Origin of the sequence: uncultured Sphingobacterium sp. (assembly GCF_964277905.1) — a bacterium.
In the GTDB taxonomy this organism is placed as follows: domain Bacteria; phylum Bacteroidota; class Bacteroidia; order Sphingobacteriales; family Sphingobacteriaceae; genus Sphingobacterium; species Sphingobacterium siyangense.
Window position 1 is genome coordinate 1 of sequence record NZ_CAXYKD010000040.1, and the last position, 25264, is coordinate 25264.

At 38.6% G+C, this 25264-nt stretch carries 19 protein-coding genes; 17 read left to right on the forward strand and 2 right to left on the reverse strand.

The window, feature by feature from the left end; genetic code table 11:
* The first annotated feature begins 384 nt into the window (after positions 1-384).
* The gene (locus ACHWSC_RS18085) at positions 385-1143 is read left to right on the forward strand and encodes an NADAR family protein (RefSeq protein ID WP_394677692.1); all 759 of its coding nucleotides are present in this window, start codon (positions 385-387) and stop codon (positions 1141-1143) included.
* 230 nt (positions 1144-1373) lie between these two features.
* Here ACHWSC_RS18085 and ACHWSC_RS18090 read toward each other — a convergent pair whose 3' ends face one another.
* Positions 1374-2300, reverse strand: coding sequence for a hypothetical protein (locus ACHWSC_RS18090; RefSeq protein ID WP_394677693.1), 927 nt, complete (start codon positions 2298-2300; stop codon positions 1374-1376).
* A 294-nt stretch (positions 2301-2594) separates the two neighbouring features.
* Here ACHWSC_RS18090 and ACHWSC_RS18095 point away from each other — a divergent pair, with 294 nt between their 5' ends.
* The 16 genes from ACHWSC_RS18095 (at position 2595) to ACHWSC_RS18170 (ending at position 24140) form a co-directional block, all read left to right on the forward strand.
* Positions 2595-3305 (forward strand): SH3 domain-containing protein, encoded by a 711-nt coding sequence (locus ACHWSC_RS18095; RefSeq protein WP_145327762.1) that lies wholly within the window; start codon positions 2595-2597, stop codon positions 3303-3305.
* A gap of 131 nt (positions 3306-3436) precedes the next feature.
* Positions 3437-4126, forward strand: coding sequence for a response regulator transcription factor (locus ACHWSC_RS18100; RefSeq protein ID WP_394677694.1), 690 nt, complete (start codon positions 3437-3439; stop codon positions 4124-4126).
* A complete protein-coding gene (locus ACHWSC_RS18105; RefSeq protein WP_394677695.1) occupies positions 4123-5502 on the forward strand; it encodes a sensor histidine kinase in 1380 nt (459 codons plus the stop codon). The genes ACHWSC_RS18100 and ACHWSC_RS18105 overlap by 4 nt, the downstream gene beginning before the upstream one ends.
* 87 nt (positions 5503-5589) lie before the next feature.
* A complete protein-coding gene (locus ACHWSC_RS18110) occupies positions 5590-6915 on the forward strand; it encodes a hypothetical protein (RefSeq protein ID WP_394677696.1) in 1326 nt (441 codons plus the stop codon).
* An 11-nt stretch (positions 6916-6926) separates the two neighbouring features.
* Positions 6927-7337 carry a Dabb family protein gene (locus tag ACHWSC_RS18115; protein WP_070565284.1) on the forward strand — a complete coding sequence of 137 codons (411 nt, stop codon included), beginning with the start codon at positions 6927-6929 and terminating at the stop codon, positions 7335-7337.
* A 38-nt stretch (positions 7338-7375) separates the two neighbouring features.
* Positions 7376-7855 carry a hypothetical protein gene (locus ACHWSC_RS18120; RefSeq protein WP_394677697.1) on the forward strand — a complete coding sequence of 160 codons (480 nt, stop codon included), beginning with the start codon at positions 7376-7378 and terminating at the stop codon, positions 7853-7855.
* Between the two features lie 322 nt (positions 7856-8177).
* The gene (locus tag ACHWSC_RS18125; RefSeq protein ID WP_394677698.1) at positions 8178-9701 is read left to right on the forward strand and encodes a family 43 glycosylhydrolase; all 1524 of its coding nucleotides are present in this window, start codon (positions 8178-8180) and stop codon (positions 9699-9701) included.
* Between the two features lie 91 nt (positions 9702-9792).
* Complete coding sequence (locus ACHWSC_RS18130) at positions 9793-10545, forward strand: carboxypeptidase-like regulatory domain-containing protein (RefSeq protein ID WP_394677699.1); 753 nt, start codon at positions 9793-9795, stop codon at positions 10543-10545.
* A gap of 422 nt (positions 10546-10967) precedes the next feature.
* Positions 10968-11540 (forward strand): RNA polymerase sigma factor, encoded by a 573-nt coding sequence (locus ACHWSC_RS18135; RefSeq protein ID WP_145327768.1) that lies wholly within the window; start codon positions 10968-10970, stop codon positions 11538-11540.
* 62 nt (positions 11541-11602) lie between these two features.
* Positions 11603-12661 carry a FecR family protein gene (locus ACHWSC_RS18140; protein ID WP_394677700.1) on the forward strand — a complete coding sequence of 353 codons (1059 nt, stop codon included), beginning with the start codon at positions 11603-11605 and terminating at the stop codon, positions 12659-12661.
* 10 nt (positions 12662-12671) lie between these two features.
* Positions 12672-15995: a SusC/RagA family TonB-linked outer membrane protein gene (locus ACHWSC_RS18145; RefSeq protein WP_394677701.1), complete on the forward strand. Its 3324-nt coding sequence runs from the start codon at positions 12672-12674 to the stop codon at positions 15993-15995.
* Between the two features lie 12 nt (positions 15996-16007).
* On the forward strand, positions 16008-17462 hold the full coding sequence (locus ACHWSC_RS18150; RefSeq protein ID WP_394677702.1) for a RagB/SusD family nutrient uptake outer membrane protein: 1455 nt from the start codon (positions 16008-16010) through the stop codon (positions 17460-17462).
* 2 nt (positions 17463-17464) lie between these two features.
* Entirely contained in the window at positions 17465-17920 is a 456-nt protein-coding gene (locus tag ACHWSC_RS18155; protein WP_394677703.1) for a hypothetical protein, read from the forward strand.
* A 5-nt stretch (positions 17921-17925) separates the two neighbouring features.
* Positions 17926-20733 (forward strand): M16 family metallopeptidase, encoded by a 2808-nt coding sequence (locus tag ACHWSC_RS18160; protein WP_394677704.1) that lies wholly within the window; start codon positions 17926-17928, stop codon positions 20731-20733.
* 84 nt (positions 20734-20817) lie between these two features.
* Entirely contained in the window at positions 20818-22590 is a 1773-nt protein-coding gene (locus ACHWSC_RS18165; protein WP_394677705.1) for a hypothetical protein, read from the forward strand.
* A gap of 68 nt (positions 22591-22658) precedes the next feature.
* A complete protein-coding gene (locus ACHWSC_RS18170) occupies positions 22659-24140 on the forward strand; it encodes a calcineurin-like phosphoesterase C-terminal domain-containing protein (RefSeq protein ID WP_394677706.1) in 1482 nt (493 codons plus the stop codon).
* 136 nt (positions 24141-24276) lie between these two features.
* Here the strand turns inward: ACHWSC_RS18170 and ACHWSC_RS18175 are convergent, their stop codons facing one another.
* Positions 24277-24927: a type 1 glutamine amidotransferase domain-containing protein gene (locus ACHWSC_RS18175; protein WP_394677707.1), complete on the reverse strand. Its 651-nt coding sequence runs from the start codon at positions 24925-24927 to the stop codon at positions 24277-24279.
* Between the last annotated feature and the right edge of the window lie 337 nt (positions 24928-25264).

A 25264-nucleotide genomic window follows, 5' to 3' on the forward strand; every position in this document is an offset into this window, starting at 1 on the left:
CTCGAGCACGGATATAAAAGTGGCTGTATTTTTCTAGATTTATATGTAGAGGATTCAAAAGGTCATAAAAAGCTAATAGAAACTAAAATTTCTATTGATTTCATTAATATTCAATCTGTAGAATTTCTTGAAGTATAAGGCTTTAGATGGCAAATAAATATGTAGCATAATTGTTAACTTAGATTGTAGCTGTTTTGGTGCTAATAAATACTCAGTTCATTCCAAAGTATGCTATAAAATATTCCAAATCAATCAATTCGTATAAATAAGAGCCAGCCCTAACAAATAGATAAGTTGTGAAGCCACTTCGAGAGAAGTGGCTTCAATTTTTTGCGTATCATTGTATGTCGATGGGTAATAGGTAATCAATTTTGAATTGAGCATATGGTAAAATATACTATCAAGTGGCTAACCGATAGATTTGAAAATGGAGATAGCTTCAAATTTCTCTTCTTTTGGGGGCATATAGCCAAGCAAAATCAGGAAGTTGGGAAATTTGTTTTCAGTCAATGGTATGAGAGTCCGTTTACAGTAGATAATATTACCTATAGGACTGCGGAGCATTGGATGATGGCCCAAAAAGCATTGCTTTTTGATGATAAAAAGAATTTTGAGAAAATCATCAACTGCATTAAACCGGGTGAGGCCAAAGAATTGGGAAGGCAAGTTGTAGGCTATGATGATCAGATTTGGAACGAACGCAAATTTGAGATCGTTAGGAACGGAAACATCCATAAGTTTAATCAACATTGGGCGTTGGCAGAATACCTGTTAAAAACAGAAAATAGAGTTCTTGTTGAGGCAAGCCCCGTTGATACCATATGGGGTATTGGACTTGCACAAGATGACCTCGATATTGAAAACATTTATTGTTGGCGCGGTCAAAATTTATTGGGCTTTGCATTGATGGAAGTACGAGACTTTCTAGGTCAATTTGGGCAATTTCAAGCACTTCAAAACCCTATGCCACCGCCTTGGTCGAAGTTTTCGGATAAGGACAGTAGGGATATGTTTTGGAGAATGGGATTGGGTGAGGAATATTTGAGCGAATTCGGTATTTATTATGATCATCTGTCAGAAAGGGAACAAACGATATATCAACTGACCTATCCTCCTCCTTATTCATGGATGGATTTTTATTAACTCGAAATAGGAATGTCCCCATTTCATGAAAAGATTGATCAAGCTATTGTTGACATGCCGAATTTAGCCAATTACATTAAACATAAAATTAAATCGAACAATTCGGGTAGACTTTGTTGTTTCGTTATGCCATGTTTTTAACGATTATTGGATTTTCACTGTACGACGCTAATTTTTATGTTAAACCTTTCTTTCGAAAGTTAGCTTGTCGCCGTTTCAGCGTGCCACACCTACCTTCCACTTGAATAAGCTATAAAGTAGCGAAACACTTCAAATGAATCAGATCCATGAGGTTTGTGGAAAATTATATAGTTAGAATTTTGCTCGTCATTCTTTTTGTTTTCTCCAGGTGACAGTGTGAGGTTTTGTTCAAGTGCGACAGCTTTTCCGTGCCCGAATAATTTTATTGCAGATTCCTTAAGGTCGGGAAGTAGATCGCTATGCGCAGACAGGTACTTTTTAAGTTTGTCATTGTATGCTTCCTGCTCGGCCTCCGAAAAACCTTCGGATATAAAGAGATTACTTTTCGCGTTTGCGATTTCTCGCAGAAACTCATCCGCATGTCCTGAAAGCAAAAATTTACGTAGTTGATCATATTTTGCTAATACTTCCACCTGTAGCTTATTTTGATTCATTTCTGAAAGATCCTGGGAATTGTTCAGACATGTGACCGAAGTTGGCGCTTCTGCTTCAAAATCCCAGGTATGCGTATAAGCATCTAGCGGTTTTTCAAGCGCTGGAAATTCAAGTTTTTTGATCTCCCTGATATTACCATAATCTTTATTTTCAAGCAGGTAGATGCCTGTGTTTCTACTTATTTCATTGAGCATATCAGAAGTTATAGATTTTTGGCTCTTATTTGACGAGATCCTAATTTTCACCTCCTGTTTTCCACTGGAAAAAATGTACTGATTCAACTTGTAAGGGCCAGGGATACCATTGTTCTCCTGTGAATGGGCAATAAGAAAATCATTTAAATATATTTCATAGTCTATATTTCTTATTTCGTGATTGAGCATATAAGATTTCATAGGAAGTTTTCCCTCTGTGTCGGTTTGGTCATTTTTTTTAATGTCACTTTTACCATTTTTTTCATTACTGCAGCATACAAACACGAATGCACAAAAAGCGATTGTCAATATGAAGTATCTCATCATTCTAATTCAACATTATTATTTTAAAATGAATTTACGGTTATTTCAAAACTTTTTGAAATCAATTCTTCTGCCAGTGAAATAATATGTAATGCTGTGCTGTGTTTGAATGCATTAAGTTTAGGGAAATTTATCGCTATGAGCTGAGTAATAAAAAAGTAGAAAATGAAATAAAAGTAACGAAATTATCAGCTTTCAATTTAAATTTGTATACAGCACCTCAATTAAAGAAGATAAAATGATCGAAGATCTTATTAAGCTGAGTGCAAAATATTATCAGTAATAACTTTATACCAAATGAATCACAGATATTTTTTAGTACTACTTTTTCTCACAATATGCCAATTGGCCTCGGCCCAATTTGCAAAAATCATTGACAAAGACGGCTATGTAAATGTGAGGAAACAAGCTACAGTGAATAGTGCGGTTGTTTCAAAAATTGCTGCTGATGAAATTGTTTATGCGTTTCCTGATGACCAGTTCGGCGATTGGGTAATTGTAGATTATACAGACAAAAGCAACAAGAGCATCACTGGCTATGTACACCATTCAAGAATTAAATATATCGAATCCTATAAGCAGATCCCTAATGTATTTTCTGATGAAGGCACAGCAAAATTTATGGCAAAAGATATAACCGTTCAAATAAATTCCGATAGTTTCGATTATGAAAAAAATAAAGGTGATTTTTCATCGACTCAATATGATGGTTATACCGTTGTAGACAAATTTAAAGGGCAGCAGGTATGGGGAACAGATGGCGAAATCCCTACAAGCCATTATACCTCCATTGAAGCTACTATAAAGGGAAAATTTATCCAGATCCCGGCAAAGGAAATTGAAAGCCTATTTAATGTAAACAACGAGTTTGCAACATGCTACTATGATGACTCAAATGATAGTTTATACATTACTGCTGTTAATGGCGATGGAGCTGGTGGGTATGCAGTTTTATTTGAGATTAAAAAAGGTAAATATCATGCAAAGGTGGTAACAATGCCATTTTAGCAATAGCGATAACGGTAAATTTACCGAGTTTTCCTGACCGTTGTCTAAAGTTCATGGAGGCTGCGCCAGCCTTTTTGAAAAATAACTAACTTTGTCCTGCAGTATTAGTAGATACATACAAGCATGCTAGAATGGTGAAAATAATGGTCGTAGAAGACAATGAACGCGTTGCTTCGAGTGTGAAAAAAGGATTAGCAAGTCAGGGCTACCTAGTTAATATTTTTGGTGATGCGGAATCAGCGATCAAAGAAGCCAAATCTGTTGACTATGATTTACTTATCATAGACATCATGTTGCCAAGAATGAATGGGATTGAGCTCAGTAAACAGATGCGTGCGGCTTACCCCAGGATCCCAATCATCATGCTCACAGCATTGGGCAGTATCGATGAAAAAATATCTGGTTTTGATGCGGGAGCCGATGATTATATGGTGAAACCTTTTGAAATACGCGAACTTTTTGCACGTATCGCTGTCTTGCTTAAACGGCACAGGGAAATCAGTGAAGAAGAGATTCAGGGGCTGCTGACTTATGATCGTATCAGTATTGATCTCCGGAGTAAGCAGGTTCATAGTCAGGGACAACTTATTAAATTGACTCCCAAAGAGTTTGATCTCCTTCACTTCTTTTTGAAACATAGGGAGACCATGCTCAGTAAGGATGAAATAGCACGTAATGTATGGAGCAAAAACTTTGATACCGGAACAAACTATATTGATGTATATATCAATTATTTGCGTAAAAAAATAGACCGGGATTTTTCACCTAAATTGATTCATACGAAATCCGGACATGGATTTATTTTATCCAATAAAGAATGAAGATTGTCAATAGAACTTCCTGGGTATTTACGCTCTCTTCGGCTATCATCTTGTTTCTATTCGCCTATGCGGTTTATTTCTTCTCGGAATTAAATCGGCAGGAAGAATTTGTGGATCGGTTGCGCTATAAGATCATCTGGCGCGCAGAATTTATTTTTGATGCACAGGTGCAGGAACATCAGATAAGAAGAATTCATGAACAAAATAAAAGGCTGATCAACGAAGCACAGATTACTGTTTTCGATCAGCAGAATAGGGTTGTTTTTTCCGATATAGGCGAACCGACGTATCCCGATGTTAAATTGGAATCTGTCAAAACGTCTAATTTTTTTACTTGGGAGCAAGGCAAAGAACTGTATATGGGCTTAAACTATCAATTTGAGGGTAAGCCTTTTTTCTTGATCGGACATGCGTACGATGTAACGGGTTTTGCACATATGGAACGGCTGAAAAATATTTTGATAACGATTTATATCGTTGCCCTATTTTTTATTTTTTTCTCTTCATTTCTATTTGCACGTTATATTCTTAAGCCAATCAATTACATTATACATCAGATAAAGGATGTGTCCGAACATAACTTGAGCACACGTGTCTCCTATAGTAATGCAAAAGACGAACTCTCAGAACTTATCGAAACATTCAACAATACGTTCAATCGGTTGGAAAAATCTTTCAACAACCAACGCCATTTTGTATCCATTATTTCACACGAGTTTAGAACACCTTTGGCAGCTATGATCGCCGAACTGGAATTGGCGCAGCAGCTGAATACCAATGTGGATGAGTATTTTCACTCTATTGATAGGGCATTGCTCGATGCGAAGGAGGCTACGGTACTTTCGACAGCCTTGCTGGATTTTGCCCGGGCAAACTACGATAGTTCGCAGGTAAATTTTGAAGAAATCAGAGTGGATGAAATACTGCTTGAAGCAAAGTTAGTGGTCTTAGAGAAAAATAAAGACTATCGGGTAAGCATCTCTTTTGATGCTAAAGCTGCAATCGACGAAGAGGAAATCTTGGTATCTGCAAATGCCTACCTCTTGAAAGTAGCCTTTGCTAATTTGATCGAGAATGCCTGTAAATATAGTGCCGATCGGCATGCCCAGGTACTGCTCTCCAGAAATAAAACCGTCGCGCAGGTGCAGGTAAAAGATCATGGCATCGGAATAGACAGCAAGGATATCCCGCATATCTTTGATTTGTTTTACCGTGTGGCGGGTACGCCTTCAAAAGAGGGACATGGCATCGGTCTCTCAATTGTTCAGCGGATTATTGAGATGCATCAGGGTACCGTAGCGGTTAATTCAACTCTCCATGTAGGGACTGTGTTTTCAGTCGAACTTAAACTGGCCTATCCAAAGGGGCTTGAATAAGCTAAAAATTCTAATGGTTTTCTAATAATATCACCTCCATATTCAGCCTAATTTTGACTTATCAAAAAAACAAAATTAGGTTGAATCATGAATAGAAAACAGCTTACCTTGGCATTGTTCCTCAGTTTGGGACTAGGTAGCGCAGAGCTCGCCGAGGCGCAAACCAATGATTTTGGAAATCCAAAACTTACTCATTTCTTAAATAAGGAGCATACACGTTATATCAGCTTCAGCGGGTACGCTGAGCTGTGGGCGAGATATAGTCAGCTCAATCCGGGAAGTTTGGTAAACAACGAGTCCGTTTCGAATGTATCTGATCTTTCTTTGCGGCGTATTAGGGCAAAGATGACTTACAAGCCTACCGAAAATTTACTGTTTGTTTTACAGATGGGGCCTACCAACGTAAACGTCAACAGCAAAACTAATACGTATATGGATCTCTTGGATGCCTATGCAGAATATAGTTTCAGTCCCAAACTTGCGATCGGTGGCGGTCGTTCGACTTGGCGCGGTCTTTCCCGTTTTACAACAGGACCACTCAATACGCTGCTTTACGACTTGCCTCTGTATGCGACATCCAATACTGGGGCGACTGATATGGTCGTACGTGAAATGAGCATCTATGCAAAAGGGCAGTTTGGAAAATTTGACTATCGGGTGGTACTGGCTGATCCATATTCAGCCGCCAGTGCTGATCCAAAATTAAATAAAGCCACCTTCAGCAAAAATGAAGCACGCAAAGATGTGTCAGGCTACTTCCGCTACGCATTTCACGATAAAGAGAGTAACGAAACGCCATTCAATTCGGGTACATACCTCGGTAAAAAAGATGTGCTCAGCATAGGGGCTGGATTTGAGTATATGCACAATGCCCTTTGGCATCTGGATGAACGGCAGATGACCAAAAATGACGATATGCGCAATTTTGCAGCGGATATCATCTATGACGCGCCCATCGACAAAGAGAAAGGAACTTCGATTAGTGCCTATGGTATGGCCATGCACAGCAATTATGGTCCTAACTATCTCCGCTTTGCAGGGACAAACAACCCCGCGACAGGTATCGATGCGGCCAATGCAAGCCTGAATGGTGCGGGAAATAGCTTGCCAAATGCTGGCACGGGAAATACATTTTACGCACAGGTCGGCGGTACGCTCCCTTATTTCAATCCATCCAAACATAATTTACAGCTGCAGCCAGCGGTTTCTGTACAAGTAGGGGACTACAAGGCATTGAAAGACAAAAGTCTAATTTATGATGCAGGTATCTCGCTATTGATGCACGGTAATAGCAGCCGGCTGACTTTTGATGCGCAAAATCGTCCGATCTATAATTTAAATGCTGCGGATCAAGCTGTGGTAACAGATCACAAGTGGGCATTTGTGCTTAAATATAGAATTGATTTTAATTAAATAGCAATAACATGAAAAGAAAAGATTTTATCCTTACACTAGGTACTGCTGGCGTAATGAGTTTTGCGGCCACCTCACTGATGGCAAAAGAGAAAAAAGCGAAAACAAAAAAAGTATATTTCCACTATTTGCTTTTTTGGCTAAAACCTGATTTGTCTGCTGAACAGGTAGAAGAGTTTAAACAGTTTTTTGAAGGTCTTAAAAAGCTTCCCTATGTCAAAAATGTACGTTATGGCAAGCCAGCTGCTTCTTCCCCAAGAGCGGTATTGGACAACTCGTTTACCTACAATGCGTCCATGGAATTTGCGACATTGGAGGAACTAGAGGCTTATGGTAAACTGCCGGGGCACCTCGCCCTTGTCGCTAAATACAAACCTTATTTTGAACGGATGATGGTGCACGATACGGTTTATGAATTCTAAAATTAAAATAACAAAATAATAATTTCAAACATTACAAAATGAAAATGATATCCAAACTAACTATTGCTTGCGTATTGGCAGCATCAAGCTTAACCGCTGTGAAAGCGCAAGAAGGTCATGGAAAAATTAAAGAGGTCAAACTCGAAGCCGAAGGTAAAATGCCTGCAGTACGATTGATCAACAATCCGGATGGAACCTGCTCGTTTCAAAAAGGCTTTATTCCAACATTGAAACACGCCAATACGAGTACATTTTGGACAAGCAATAAAACAGAAGAATGGGAGAAAAACGCTCATCCAGCTCCAAGAAGACAATACGTGGTTACGCTGAAAGGTAAAATCAGATTTAAAGTCAGCGATGGTTCAACTTTTTTAATTGAACCTGGAACGATTCTTTTGGCTGAAGATTTGAAAGGTACTGGGCATAGCTGGGAAATGGTTCATTCAAAAAGCTGGGAAAGATTGTATATCCCTATCAATGAGGGGGCTGATGATCTTTTCGTAACAAAAAATAACTAACATTTATGTTGTGCCTCAGTCTGACCTGTGGCACAACATTGCCCGTAATTTTTCTTGTTTCCTATCGTTTCCTCTTTTTTGTTTCGTCATCCAATGTTTTAAAGACTATTGGATTTTCACTGTGCGACGCCAATTTTTATGTTGAGCCTTTTTTTGAAAGGACAGGTTGGACCATGATGGCCTTTAGGAATTAATGCTTTATCTTGGATCTTTCCATTAGACCAAGACTATGATCACCTTTTCTAAAAACATTTTATTTTCTTTTATCTTTTGCCTGTTATTTTCACAGCTGCAAGGTCAGTCAGATTCTATAAAAGGATTTTTGAAGATTAAAAATGATATTTTTTGGGACACCCAAGATGGATATCCTATTTATAGTCAAGGAGGAGGTATTTTTTCTTTCAAAGATCCTGAAGATGGGCAGACTAAATATTTTTGGTATGGCGCAAAATATCAAGAATCTGAAAAATACCGAAATGATCCTAGTGTTACTCCTGAACGTGACAATTTTGTTTCTGTAACCTGTTATGTGTCTAAGGATCTCGTAAACTGGACCTCTCATGGCGATGTATTGACTCTTGATGAACTCAATAAAAATTCTACCCAGACAACGCGTTGGGCAGGACGTTTAGGTGTCGCATACATCAAGGAAATACGTAAGTATGCACTGCTCATCCAACACAATGATCAATTGTTAGTTACCTTATCGGAGCGTCCCAATGGCCCATTTAAATGGCACCAGCGCATCGATATGACTGGTATGATAGGCACCAGCAACACCGGAGATCAAACGGTATTCACGGATGAGGATACCGGAAAGTCTTACCTGGTGTATTCCTACGGAAAAGGAAGAAACAAGATTTACATCTCAGAAATTGGTGTAAAGGACGGGAAGGTAGGACTACTGGATTGTAATATGGTATTTAAAGGCGAGGGGCGAGAGGGGAACTGTATGTTCAAACATAATGGAAAATACTATTTATTTGCTTCCAACTTGTACGGCTGGGATTCCTCTTTTGCCTATTACTTAGTTTCAGAACATATTTACGGTCCATATACGCCTACCAATGAAATGCTGATCATGGAGGGCTCAGAGGCCGATTATGCCCATGTCACGCAAACAGGATTTTTTGTAACGCTAAAAGGAACTAAAAAGCAGACAATTATCTATTGTGGCGATAGATGGGCTAATTTTGCGGGTAATGGTCTGGGATATAACCAGTGGTGTCCTCTATCCTTTAATGGCCCAAAGCCTATTTTTAATTCCTTAAGTTCATGGAGCCTTAATCCAACAACAGGAGAATGGCTGGCTAACAGTGACAATAATTATGTGAAGAACGGTAGTTTCGAGGCCGATAGAAGACATATACCAAGTCCGGTAAAACCTGTTCAGGAACAGTTATTAGGATGGCAAACCACGATCATTAAAGGGAATATGCTCTCTGTTGGTGATTCTTTATCGCCTGTGCTTAATTATTTCAATACAACCGAGGATAGGAAGCAGGTAATTGGAGAAAAGAGTTTGCAGATAAATGATAAAATAGATTTTAAACGTAAGGTTTCACAGATTATTCAGTCTAACCAGCGTGTGAAACTAGCGGATGGAAAATATACTTTATCTGCAAAATTTAAACGTGGCAGTGGATTTGAGGATTTATATATGTATGCCTTAAGCGATGGTAAAGCGTATAAACAAAAACTGAGTAAAGTGGATCAGCATTGGAGTGATATTACCCTAGCGAACATATCCATTAAAAACGGGCGCGTTGAAATAGGTTTTATGGCTTGTGGAAAGGCGAATGCTTATTGCCATATAGATGATGTAACGCTAAGTCGATCTAAATAATCCGCATGGAATAAAAACGCGTGTTAAAAAGAGTTAATAGCATTGTTAAATATTTAGTTTTATAATATTTTTATTATAAAACTGATTGAAAGTGAGTAGACTACAGTTGTTGTTGCTATTGCTCTTTATCGCAGACTTATCTTCTGCACAAGATCTGAAAGGCACGATTAAAGATAAGCATTCGGGTGAAATCCTTATAGGTGTTTCGATCAAAGTAGCTTCACGCAGCACCTATTCCGATAGCTATGGCAAATTTATATTGCCAGGCATTAAGCTTGGCGATACAATTACCTTTTCTTCAATCGGATATCGCGAGGAAAAATATATCGTTGATAATAGCAATCTTGATAATTTGATCATATATATGAAACAAACAACGATATTGTTGGATGAAGTCAAGATCAATTCTTTAGGAAATTATAAGGCTGATTCCTTAAAGTTTCGGGAAGAATTTGCTAAGACCTTCAATTATAGCAAACCCAAATTTAAAGAGATTTTCATCAGCAAAAATTATTCTTCAAATGTCCCGAGACATCCTAATCAAGTTAGCAATAGTACCGCCTCGCTGATTAGTGTTGATGTGCTTTCTGTTATTTCTATGTTCGGGAAACATCGTACCCCTCAATCCAAGCTCCAACAGAAATTGATAAAGGAAGAGGAAGAGCAGTATCTTGATAATACCTTTTCGAAGCGTAAGGTTCAAAATTTGACGGGCCTTAAAGGTGATTCTCTACAAACTTTCATGCAGTTGTACCGTCCGAATATTGACGCCGCTAAATACATGTCCGACTATGATATTATCCTGTACATCAAAAAAAGTTACCATGAATATATCGAGCCTTAAATTTGGAGCGTGTGGGTAATGACTGGAAAGTATCCAAATCAATCAATTCGTATAAATAGAACTTTACAACTGGTGGTTTGCTAGTAATAAAAGACAAACCACTATTGAATCATCTATTTTAGTTTAGAAGCCAGGTCTTGAGATGTGGTTTTTTTGCGTTTCCTCTTTTTTGTTTCGTCCTCCAATGTTTTTAAAGACTATTGGATTTTCACTGTACGACGCCAATTTTTATGTTGAACCTTCCATTTTAAAGGTAGCTTATAGCCGTTCTTAAATCATAAGAATAACAGTCGTTTCAAAATAGTTTTATAAGAATGACCTCTTTTGTCTTGCTAACTGTTTTGTTTTCTTTTAATTATTGTTGTAGTTTTGGTACCTCACATCGAACTGTTTTGCCGTAACGAGATAAAACGAGGCGAAAAATGAAAAACAACTATAGTTCACTCGAAAATTTAACTTTGCAAAAGTTAATACGGGCTGGAGACCAAGAAGCATTTAGGATAATCTATGAAAGGTATTGGGACAAAATATTTGTGATTTGTAATAACCGGATACCACAAAAAGATATTGCGGAAGATCTTTTACAGGATATTTTCATTTCACTTTGGAATAATCCCAAACTCGAGGAGATTCAAAATCTTGAAGCTTATTTATTTCAGGCAGCCAAGTTTTCTATAATCAAATATCTAAATAGATCTTCAAGAATCGATTTTGTTGATCCTAATTCCTATGGACTATTGGATCGCGTGGAAGAGCTTGGTCTGGACGATTCATTATGCATTAAAGAGCTTCAGCAACTTATTTTCCAAGAGGTAGAACGCCTGCCGGAGAAAGCAAAGATTATCTTTAATTATTCCCGCATAGATCATTTGGACAGTCGAGAGATCGCTGAAAAACTAAATATATCACACCGAACTGTTGAAAATCAAATCAGCAAAAGCCTCAAACATTTAAGGATTTTTATAAATAATTTGAAATCTTTATTATTTTTTTAATTTTTTGGCGTGCGTTGCTTAAGACTTGTGGTACTTCTATATAGACCACAATTGTTAATCATATGAAGACGCAACAAGACATTAAAGAAATTATTTCCCGTATCAACCAGGGAATAGCTTCAGAAGAAGATATAGTACAATTCCAGCTTTGGTACAATAGTTTTGATGATAAAGAAACGATACTCGATAGCAATCTCACAGCTGTCGAATTTAAAGATAAAAACTGGGCAGAGATTCACAGACGTATTGCACCCACTAAAGTACGGCGATTGCAATGGGCATGGGGAGTTGCCGCTGCACTGCTGCTGCTTTCTACAGCTGTAGTTTGGATCTGGTCAATTCAGCAAAAGGGAAATAGCAATGAAGTTTTTAGATCAGCGGCGTGGATTACAGATGCTTCGGGCCAAACTCAAGAAATTAGTAGCAGCTTACACGATTTTCTAGATTCGACGAGCTATGTGGATCTTAAAGAACATCATGATTTAAGAACCTTGGCAACAGCGGCAGGGGAGTTTACCAAAGTTATTCTCCCAGATGGGACTAAAGTGTCGCTAAATGCCGGATCGAAAATCGTCTTATCTCCAGATTACGCCAAGGCGGCACAAAGGACAATTTCATTGGAAGGAGAGGCTTACTTTGAAGTCGTAACAATACCTGGACGCAGCTTTGTCGTAAAAACAGCAGATCAGCAGATCAAAGTTCTCGGTACAAAATTCAATGTCAGCGCTTATCCTAGTTTTGATAAAACAATTACCACACTACACGAGGGTAAAATTGAGCTAAGCAATGGAAGCCAAAATGTCATATTGCAACCCAATAATATAGTTGTCAACAAAGATGGAGCTTTGTCTCTTCAACGGATGGTGAAGCTAGAGAAAGAGGCATGGCGCAAACTAGATTTTGAATTTGATAATGAATCTATTAAGACTGTACTTCATCAACTTAGCCAGTGGTACGGTTTTGAGCTCTCTTATCAGTCCGCTGTTCCTAACCAGCATATCTCTGGTAAAATAGTAAATGGCACAAAAACCTCAGATGTGCTTGAGATTATGAAAAACTTAACGAATGGGAATTTTCAGATGAAAGGCAACGTCCTCTATGTGAATTTCGCAAATAATTAACCTTAATACAATGAATGAAAAATTCTTTAAACGAAGCCCGGCTTTTTTAAATCCGGAATTGCTTTCGGTTAAACTAACCACCTTAATGACAATTGGGCTATTGTCTTGTAGCATACAGCAAAGTTTCGCACAGCGAATTCATATTGATACAACCAAAAAGCCACTTAAAACAGTATTAAAGCAGATTGAAGAGCAGTCAGGTTATTCTTTTGTTTATGATGCAGGTATTGTAGAAAACACGTCTATGTTTCAGATTTCGCTTGATGAAGATGGGATTCAAGCTGCATTGTCGAAATTAGCTAAAGAGCTTCATGTTGACTATAAGATTGTTAATAAAACTATTACATTAACTCGGATCAAAGAAAAGGAGGGAACAATCTTGTTGAAAGGACGTGTGTCCATCGATGATCAGGATGGTAAATCTCCTTCATATCAAGCTGGTGTTAGTGTCGCTATCAAAGGAACTAATAAAGTTACCAGTACAAACAATATCGGCGAATTTAGTTTGGACGTTCCTATGGAGGCAACTATTGTGGTCAGTTACATCGGTTATAAACCCAGAGAAATTCCTGTTAAAGATATCAGAAAAAATCTCGCTATCGTGCTCCAAAAAAGTATGGATTATCTGGATGAAGTAATTGTAACAGCATATGGTACCAAAGAAGCGAGAGAGAACCAAACAGGATCGGCTTTTACGATTACAAGAAAGGACCTCGATAACAGGCCTGCACTCCGGTTGGATGCTTTACTGGAAGGTGTCGTTCCAGGGGTCGAATTTAATTCACAAGATGGGGGGACAAATAGCTCTGCAAGATCACGCTATAGCACTAGAATACGTGGAGAATCCTCTACCGTTGGCGGTACAACATCAAATGAGCCATTATGGGTCGTAGATGGTGTGCCTTTGTATACTGGCGGAACGACTAATTCAATTCCTGGGATGCAAAATTCGATCAGTCCATTGACATATATAAATCCGAATGATATTGAAAGTGTCACCGTACTTAAGGATGCCAGTGCAACGACAATTTATGGCGCAAATGGATCCAATGGTGTTATCCTGATAACAACCAAACGAGGAAAAGGAGCCCCAAAACTTACTTATTCATTTCGAACGGGGATAAATAGACGGCCATCAAGTCATCTCAACCAACTGAATGGTCGCCAATATTTAAACCTGGTCAAAGCCATGGGGATGGTTGATCAGTTGGGGAAAATTGATACCAGTCAGGATACACGGTGGGCAGATGTTTATAATCGTACTGGTTTTACTAATCTCCACAGCCTAGGACTGTCGGGTTCAACAGATGCTGTTCATTATTTCCTCTCGGCCAATATCTATGACGAAAAACAGACCATTATCGGTAATTCTACAAAACGTTATGATGTGCGTTCAAACGTAAGTGGGAATGTGGGTAAACGTTTGGTTTTGAACAGTACACTTGCTGCTTCTTATTCTAAAGATGACATGTTCAATCCAGGCAATGCTTATTTTCAGTACAGCCCATTGATTAGTCCATTTGGTCCAAATGGTGAGTATATTGAGCGAGATCCAAATGGCGGGCTTTTGCAGGGTATGCCTGGTCTGATCGATCAAAATGAACAAAAACAAGCAACCGCACATGTTTTGGGAACCTTAGGATTTACTTATCAACTATGGGATGGATTAGTCTTTACAAACCTTAATGGTGCGGATTTTACCAGCGCCAATGAAGATCAGTACTTTTCAATGTATAATTACACGGGCTCTTCCAGTAACGGCGAGGCCTATCGAGGGCAGTCACAGGTTTTAAACTTAATCAGTACAAATACCTTAGCATTTAAGCGTACTATTTTTAAAGGTGATTTTGATGTTGTACTGGGAACCGAAGCACGAAAAGAAGAACGTAGATCTGTTTCCGCTACGGGAAGTAATTTTCCAAATGACTATATCCGGGAAGTCGGCTTTGTATCCACTGATAATCGTCTTGGCACAACAAGCCGCGATAAACAAACGTTACTTTCCTATTTTGGGCGTGCCGGTTACGTATATGATAAACGTTATGCAATAAACTATACCTATCGAAAAGATGGCAGTTCCAATTTTGGGAAAGATGTAAAATGGGGAACCTTTAGTTCTGTCGGTGCGGCATGGACAATAAGCAATGAGGCTTTTTGGCCAAAAAATAAGATTGTTGATTTCTTGAAATTTAAGGCATCCTACGGAAATAATGGTAACTCTCGATTTAATTCAGCTTATGCTAGTGGTATTTACAAATACGATTCCAATTATAGTTACGGGGGGAGTTCTGGAACGACGATGTCGAGAGGTGTGAATGACGGACTGAAATGGGAAACAACAAAAATGCTCAATACAGGGATAGATTTTAGATTGTTAGGTCGGTGGAATGTAGCGGCCGAATACTATCGAAATGTTACCCACGATATGATTGACGATGCCTATGTATCTATGGTGACAGGCTTTAGACGTACTTATCAAAACGTCGGAAAAATGCAAAATGCAGGTGTGGAGTTGAGTGTCAATGGAGCAATACTACAAAAGGAAAACTTTAATTGGAATGCAACGTTCATTTTATCTTCAAATAGAAACAAAGTGTTGCAGTTAAATGAAGATATTGACCGTGTTTCGGGCAATACGATCATGAGAAAAGGATATAATTCCCGCTCTTACTACCTTGTGCGTTGGGCAGGTGTGGATCCTTCTACAGGAGATCCAATGTGGTATGATTTGGATGGCAATGTAACTAAAGTATATAATACAGAAAATCGTGTGCTTGTTGGAGATTCAACCCCGCAATATTATGGAGGACTAACGAATTATGTTAATTATAAAAACTGGAATTTTTCAATTTTTTTCAAATATTCAAAAGGAGGCTATTATTTTGATCAGGCAACTAGAAATAATGGATTGGATGGTCTTAATATTTTGAGTGGCAATCAATCCATTGATATGCTGAATTCTTGGTATTTTCCGGGGCAGCTGGCAACTTCTCCACGACTTTCGAATACAAGTACCTCATCTATTATGAACTCCACCCGCTTTTTATTGGACAAAACATACCTTAAGTTAGATAATATCAGTGTAGGATATACTTTTAATAGCGGTCTAATTCGCCGATTAAAGTTAGATCATATTTCAGTTACCGCTATGGCGAGTAATATTGCGATGTGGACTCCATATTCATCGAAAAAAGGATCAATAAAAAATTATGAAGTTTTAGCTAAACAGTATGGTGTAACAAGCGGAAGCGTAGTTGACAATACCTATGCAAATATGCTTTCAGAATCCAGTCGCGTGCTTAATTATTCAATGGGTATCAATATCGGTTTTTAATCAGAATTTAACATGAAGTTATTTAAATATACAGTAATCGCGGTGTCATTATCGTTGGCAAGTTGCGGTAAATCATTTTTGGAAGTTGAACCCATAGGACAACTCGGCAAAGAGCAACTATTTTCTGATTTAAATGGTATGCGGGATGCACTTGTTGGTAGTTATAACCTCACCTCGCGTTTTTTTCAGTCACAGTATGGGATATATGGCGATTTACGTGGCGATGATGTACAACGCATCACAAATGGTACGCAAAATTATATGTTAACGGACTATAACTATACTTTTGATGAAGAAGATGGAACTGGTGGGACTTTAGCCATATGGTCAACAGGCTATGAGGCCATTAATAATATCAATAATATTATTAACTCTGCTGAAACGGTGCGTAAATCACTAAATGGTAGGTCTGACGATTTTAATAGCTATATGGGACAGAGCCACGTTTTGCGTGGACTACTATTTTTTGCATTGGCAAATGTCTATGCACAGCATTATACGTATACAGCGGATGGAAGTCATCCGGGAATTCCTATTCCTACAGTAACACCATTACCGAGTGAGCGCGTGCCCAGGGCAAGTATGAAAGATACCTATGCGCAAATCATAGCTGATCTAGAACAGGGAATTACCTTTTTGGGAAATTCAACAGGAAAGACTAAGATATATGCTTCAGCAGATGCCGCACGAGCCCTTTTGTCGAGGATATATCTATACATGGGGCGTTATGAAGATGTAATTAACTATTCTTCAGTAGTATTGACCGATGGAAAGTACAAATTGGTGAATGCCGAAGATTATAAAAATATGTTCATTTCGGATAGTCAGTTTTCAGATTTTAACAGCATTAATTCTGAAGTGATCTGGCAGCTAAATCTGACTATTAGGTCTTCAAATTTTATGTCAAGCTTCTATTCTGATAGAGTTGCGTTTTTAGCCTATCCTTCAGACAATTTTTTAAATCTATTAGGCACAGATGATATCCGTAAATCAATGTTTGAACTACAATCAAGTTCGAAGAGATACATGTCTCTTAAGAATGGGAAGTATTCCACAACAACTGATTTGAATTGGCCTGTCAATTTTAAAGTGATCCGGTCTGCCGAACTCTATCTAAATAGAGCGGAAGCATATTTTCATACTCAACAATATAATTTGGCGATTGAAGACTTAAAAACCGTTAGAGCGAGGGCACTAGGTAAAAATACCGCGGAAATTGTTGTCGAATATACTTCACCAAATGAATTGTTGGAATTGATAAAATTGGAAAGACGCAAGGAATTGGCTTTTGAAGGCCAGCGTATCTACGATATCATGCGTTATAAAGAATCGCTGGATCGTGGGACCGGATGTAACTCGGCAAACTGTCAGATAAATTATCCCAATGATCTGTTTATTCTTCCTATTCCAAAATCAGAATTAGATGCCAATAAATCCATCACTCCCAATCCCACTGTAAATAAATAAAAATGAAAAATATCCTATTTTTAATGAGTTTCATCTCCCTGCTATTTTTAGCTTGTAATAAAGAATTAGAAACTCCATATGATCATCCTTTTTTCTATATCCACCAAAATAACGTTTCGGAAATAACTGTGCAGGCTAACAGAAATGAGTCGGTTGACTATAAAGTTTATTTCAGTACAAAAACACAGTTCGAAGCCATTGAAGTGGATTATGAAGTGGTGGCGGGCGATGGCCTTAAAGCGGGCGTAGATTACGAAGTTATTAATTCGGGTTCGTCGCTTTTGTTTAAGCCAGGTGTCGTAGAAATGCCTATAACAATACGCTGGATTAATCATTCGATAGAAGAAGGTAAAGACAATACATTAACTATTCGTCTGCTCAGAAACGATAAAAATATTACACTTGGCCTACCCGGCCCTGATCATAAACAATCCAGTCTGAAAATTACTAAAATATAGAACATATGGATATTCTGAAAAAAACAATAGGGATATTGTGTGTTCTTCTTGTATCATTCATACAGCTGAAAGCGCAGGACCTTAAACAGGATCCAAAGTTGTTGCGTGGAAAATTAAAAAATGGCTTTCAGTATTTTATTTATCCTAATAATACGAATAATCAGCAGACTGCTATACAGCTTTTTGTCAATGCCGGCAGTCTACAGGAAGAGGATAATCAGTTGGGATTAGCCCATTTTGTTGAACACATGGCTTTTAATGGAAGTAAGCACTATCCAAAAAATGAAGTCATCACCTACTTGGAGTCTTTGGGCGTTAAATTTGGGGCTGACTTAAATGCACATACCTCCTATGATGAAACGGTTTATAAAATCACGATCGATAGCAAGTCGAAGGAAAACTTAGAGAAAGCGCTTGATATCGTTAGCGACTGGGCGTTCAATCTTAGTTTCGATTCTTTGGAAATCGAAAAGGAGCGCGGCATCATCATAGAAGAATGGCGGACCAAGGAAGGTCTTTCTGCCCGCCTGAGCGATCAGACCCTGCCTTTGATCTTTTCTCATTCCCGTTACGGCCTTCGTAAACCGATTGGCACGCTGGATATATTGCGTAATTTTCGTCGGCCGACGCTGGTAGATTTTTATCAAAAATGGTATAGGCCAAACCTAATGGGATTGGCTGTCGTAACAAACCAAGATCCAAAAGCAGTTGAGAAGATGATCAAAAAGCTTTTTGGAAAAGCTAAAAACAGAAAACCAGAAACAAAGCGCATTTCATATAGCTTGGCAAATCATACCGATACACTTTTTAATATCTATACGGACAAAGAGGCTAATAGTATTGACTTTAGTTATATTGGGATTTTGCCGGCTAGCAAAGCTGTAAAGACGGAAGCTGATTTTTTTGAAAATTTAAAACGTAGTGCAGTAAATGCACTTTTAAAGAAAAGATTTGATCGAATTGCCCAGTTGGACGACAGTTACAAAAGTGCTTCCATGTCGGTCTCTGATCTTTTACTGAACAATGGACTTTCTGTTGGTGGAGCTACCTTGTACGAGGGGCAGATCAAATCTGGAATTTCTAAATATTTGAAAGAACGCGAACGTATTTTGCGCTATGGATTTACCTCTTCAGAACTGTCTGATTATAGAGAGCAATACAAAAGACAGCTTCAACGCGCGCCGGAGAACAAAGAACTAAATGCCAATATCATGTTGAGCCAATTAAAAGATGTCTTTTTTACGGGCCAAATATTAATGGATAAGGAACAACGTAATGGGCAGATATTACGTGATCTGGATCGACTCGATTCTTTAAACCTCCTGCATCATCTCCAGGGTTATTTTAAGCCGGGAAATACAGCTGTGATGCTAACCGCCCCTGAACGCCTAATGGCAGAGGTGCCCAAAGAAAGTGTTTTGCGCCAGTTGTTCGCAGAGTCCGCCGAGGCAGATTTGAAGAAATGGACAGATCATATTGAAATACCCCAGCAATTGCTGAGCGATCTGCCTATATCCGGTAAAGTGATACAAAAGAAACTGATCAACGAGGTCGGTGTGACCGAATGGCAACTTTCCAATGGCGCCAGATTTTTTCTGAAGAAAAATGATAGTAGGAAAAATCATATTCAACTAACAGCCTTTAGAAAAGGCGGTTTTATTGCTATGGACAGCTCCGATTATGTCAACGCTGTGTATGCCAAAAATATAATTGGAGCCAGTGGTGCGGGGGCATTTACGCGGGCGGCATTAACAAAATTTTTAAATGGAAACTCAGCGTCGGCCACGTTTATGATAGCGCCAAATCGAGAGGGACTGTCGGCGTCAGCTAATCAAAAGGATATCAAGTCTATGTTTGAGCTGATTTACCTCAAATGGACTCAGCCTCGTGTCGATGAGAAAATTTTTGGAAGCATCAAAAAGCAAGGGTTAGATGCCGCCAGGAATAAAAAATTCAATGTGATGGATGCCTATAATCAAGCGATCAATAAAGCTATAGGGGCGGACGATTTGGAAGAAAATACACTTTCGGTCGAACGCATTGAAAAGGATCTACAGATCGATCGTATTGTACCAGTATTCAAAGAACGTTTCCATTCAGCTAAAGATTTTGATTTTGTGCTCGTCGGTGATTTTGATATAGATAGTATTCAAGCATTTGTAGAACAGTATATAGCGGCACTTCCTAGAGGATATTACCGCAGTGAGCAGCGGATGCCAGCTTATAAACAACGCCAAGATCAAGAAATTGTCCAATATGCAGGCCAGGCCGAAAAGGCCACGGTTAACTTGTTCTATCAGACCACTTCTACACATTATGATTACCCTGATATACTACAAAATGAACTTTTGGAAAATGTGCTCAAGGTTAAACTCCGAAAAAATTTGAGAGAAGAGCAGTCAGGCGTATATGGCGTAGGCGTTAGTGTCAGTGCAACTTCAGAACCGACCGATTTGATGCGTACACGTATTAATTTTACCTGCGAACCTTCAAGAGCAGAGTTTTTGATCGGACAAGTTCAGGTCGAACTTGATAAAATCATAAAAGATCCGTCTTACTTTATTGAAGAACTTAATAATGCTAAAGTACAAATGTACCAGGTATACGACAAGCAATTTGGAAAAGATACATTTTGGAGTGCAGAACTGCGCAACCATGTTTATTATGGTTTTGGAACCTGGTCATTTTTTACCAGTTATAAGCAAATGCTTGATCAGATAAAAGCTGCTGACATTGCCGATTATGCTAAACTTAAGCTTAATAAAGCCTACAAAGTAAAGGCGGTATTATTACCAGAAAATTTAAAGAAATAATTCATACAGATGAAATGGTCAGCGATATATCAGACAAGTTTGATAAAGATAAGACCTAAGCTTCATCATCATAAAAATATAGGGATGAAAAAACACTATTGTTTAATATTGATCACGATGATCTTTAGTCTGTTTCTTCTCGGATGCAAACAGGAGGCATTACTTGCAGATAATGTACAGTTGCAATCCTTTTCTTTTGACCCTTCAAGCAATCCGGGCCTTAAAGATGCAGTATATGGTACTATTGAAGGACAGCATATTTATATTCGTGTGCCCAACTCGGTAGATATCACAAAAGCAGTACCTTCATTTAAGGTTGCCTCGGAGAAATTGGTTGCATACGTTGGGAAAAATATTCAGGAATCTGGGGTTACAGCTGTCGATCTTTCCAAAGCAACGGTCTACCGTTTTGTGACACCAAACGGAATGTCGGAATATAGCGTTTCGGCACAAAAGTCGGGATCTATTCTTTCCTTTGGTTTCTATGCAGCTGATAATCCAGATTATTTGTTTCGCGATTATCCCGCTAAAATAAGCAAACTTGATATCAAAGTAGATCTACCTGTAGATGCCGATATCACCGAGTTGGTTGCCCGATATACTGTCAACGACGGCACAGTACTGAAGTCCAATGGTGCAGATTTCAAAAGCAAGGAAACCATTTTAGATTATTCCAATCCCCAAACCCTGACATTGCAGGATTTAGAAAGTGGTACATCCGAAATTTTTGTTGTTCAGGTCGGTAGGTTGACTGCGCCTGTGTGGACAGCGATGCAGCTTCCAGATTTTTTACAAACCAACAATGTTGCGGAGGCAGGACTTGAAATTAATCCAATAAATAATCAGCCGTATGTATCCGTTCAATTTTCCGGCAGTACAGATGATTTACGAAAAGGGCTTATTACTGCGTTCAATAGTGAAAGTAAACAGTGGGAAACTTTAGGGAATGAAGCTGGCTTTACGCCAACAAGAGCCGATTATATTTCGTTAGATTTTTCGAAACAAGGAATTCCTTATGTTGCATTTAGAGATTATACGGCAGGAACTAATGCACAGTATGCATCGTTAATGAAGTATGAGAATAATACCTGGTCATTTGTAGGTGAGCAGCAGGGGTCTTTCAACAGGGTGAATTATTTAACGTTAAAGTTGGATGAAAATGATGTGCCTTATCTAGGATATGTGTTCTCACGTGCGTCTTCTCCTTACCCTAGCCGTGGTACATATGCTGAATCGTTACGTAATGGAAAGTGGACGGGGCAGTCCTTTGCACAGTCAACTACAGGATGGTTTTCAAAAATGTTTAAAGGGCGGGATAATAAATTGTATTATGTCGTAATGGATTTAACAAGCGGTACAGCAAGCCGTAAACCTTCTGTATATCGATTAGAAAATGGTGCCTGGAATTTGGTCGGAAGTGTTAATGTCGGACCTGCAGAGTCAAATTCCGGAGGTATCAATATTGATCTTGACGTAAAAGAAGACGGTCAAATTTATATGGTTTACCAGTCCAATTCACCTGTTTATAAAACATTTGTTATGCATTGGAATGGTAGCAGTTGGAAACAGTTAGGTGATGGTATTAGCCAAACGACCAGTAGCTCCGCAAACCGCGATAATGTGGCGGTCCGTATACACCCCGATGGTCGAATTTTCTTGGCATACGGAGACGCAATCAATGGAATAAAGGTCTGTACCTATAATGAAACTACAGGAAACTGGAATACGGCAGTGCAGGTTTCACCAGAAAATGGAAATAAATTTGTGATGCAGATAAGTGATCAAGGAATACCTTATTTGATCACAGTAATAAACAGCAAAGCTGCTCTTTTCAAATACGATATTCCCGGATTATAATATAGTTCAGGTCACGGTCGGATGTATAAAATTATCTGACCGTGACTTATATATCAGCAATGAATAATATGATAAAAAAAATAAGCATTATCTGGATCTTGGGATTACTTTTTGTAATAAAGGTCACAGCCCAAGTAGCAGTAGCTAAGAAAGTCTGGATTGAAGGACATGCTTTTGAAGACAAAAATAACAATGGCCTTTTGGATAAAGGAGAGAAAAAGCTTTCTAAAATACCGGTATCTAATGGCATTGATGTGATAAGCACCGATAAAACCGGAGCATATAGCTTTGAAGCTAAGATTGGTCAATCTATTTTTTCTATCACTCCATCTGAATATGTATGGGCAAAGGAAAAGAAAATAGGAAATGCAAATGCATATTACCTCAATCCTAATCATACTATTCCCGATACTTTGGTGTTTGATATACCATTAAGAAAGAGGAAAAATATCCCTCTCGAATTCAATATTGCCGCCATTGGAGATGTGCAGGTGAGCGATCAGGAGGAATTGGGATTTGCGGCCAAAAGTATATTTTCCGAACTTATAGGAAGGAAGGATATTGATTTTAATCTTGTTCTGGGAGATTTAGTCAACAATAATATGGAGATTCTGCCTGAAGTGGGGAAAATGATCGATGCACTGCCGATGTCATCCTACACGATGGTCGGCAACCATGATCGGAACGTTGCCAATCCGGACCATATGAACGACCGATTCAATGCAGTTTTTGGAGCTGATAATTATGCTTTCAATTATGGTAATGTACATTTTATCGTGTTAAACAATGTCTTTGCTACAGGTAAAAATTCGTATGAAGGAAGATTAACTGATGAGCAGTTGACATTTTTGAAAAATGATCTTTCCTATATTCCAAAAGATGCTTTAGTAGTGCTTAGTCAGCATATTCCTATGGCTTTTACACGAAATAGGACGGAGGTACTTCAACTGTTGGTTGATTATAAAAATGTATTGATTTTGTCTGGACATACCCATCAAGTGGATCGTTATTTCTTTAAAAACAAAGCAATACAGGAATTGGGTGCTGGTGCAACCTGTGGTAACTGGTGGCGTGGTGAGAAGGATGCCAAAGGAGTTCCGGATGCCAGGATGTTGTGCGGTAGCCCAAGGGGGTATTTTGTGATTAATATTAAAAACAATAGCTATTCGTTTCAGTTCAAAGCCGTAGATCAGGATGCTAAAAAACAAATGCATATCGCTGTTAGAGCGGGCGTATTGCTAGCAAATGTTTTTGGAGCGGCAGATAGCACAAGTGTCATGGTGCAGATAAATGATGGAGAATGGGGCCAGATGCGGAAAAGTAAAAGTATAGATCCCTTTGTATCCGATATTATCGAAAAAAATAATCAAAAAATCTATCCCACTTTAGGTAGCACGGCGAATCCTTTACGAAAGCGGGCCTCTGGTCATCTTTGGGAATTTCCGTTGCAAAACGTAAATGGTGATAGCATAAAAGTGATCCGAATTAAAGCGGAGGATAACTATGGCTTTTCAGTTCAAAATGAATTTACCGAGTTTTTTTCGCAGTAATTATATAAATTATTCTTGCTAGCTATGCAACCTTATGTAAAAGGGTAGGCTTGACTGTAGAAGAATACTATAGTTTTCATATGTTTTAAGTTTAGTTTAGAAGCCACGTCGTGAGATGTGGCTTTTTGTAGATACCTTATTTACCTAATGCCTTGACGATGGCCGTGCCCACAGCCTTAGCTGATTGAGGATTTTGGCCAGTGATCAATCTGCCGTCAATGGTGACATGGGGCTGCCAAGGTTCAGACTTTTCATAAATCCCACCTATTGCCTTTAGTCTATCTTCCAGTAAAAAGGGAATGATATTGCTGAGCTTTACAAGCTCTTCCTCTTCATTGCTAAAGCCATTGACTTTTTTTCCTTTTATCAAATATTCACCGGTGCTTAGTTTGATGTTGGTTAAGCCAGCAGGACCATGACATACAGCTGCGACAACGCCATTTGCCTCGTATATCTTGCTGGCAATCTTTGCGATTGACGAGTCGAGAGGCAGATCCCACATCGCACCATGTCCTCCGGCGTAGAAGATGGCCTTATATTCTTCCGGTTTTATCTGAGAAGGTTTGAGCGAATGAGTGATTTTTTTGTGATAGTATTTATCCTCCCAGAATTTTTTGTTAACGGGATCATTTAGGTCAAATCCATCCACAGGTGGATTTCCACCCTGTGGGCTAACGAAATCAATCTCATATCCAGCAGCTGTTAAAACCTCCCATGGATGTGAGACTTCACCGAGATAATAACCTGTTTTTTCGCCTGTATTGCCTTTTGTATCGTGACTAGTCACTACAAATAAAATTTTTGGTTTTCGGCTTGTTGCATAGCAATGCGTTACTACTAGGATGAATAAAGCCGAAAATATTCCTATTTGGCTAAAGAGTTGCCTTGCTTTCATATTGCTGTGATTTTCTTTTTGTTGGAACAAATTTCTTGATTCTGTATAATAATTTACCGTGACCTACATCACAAAATTAAAATTCACCTTCCCTTTCCCGCTATTCACCGAGTTTTCCCGATCGTTGGTCTAAAGCCGATAGGCTAGGAGCGTATTGTGTTGTAGTTTTGAGTCAACAAATAAGAACAAAAACCATCATGAGCATCGATGGAAATGCTCATGATAGCTT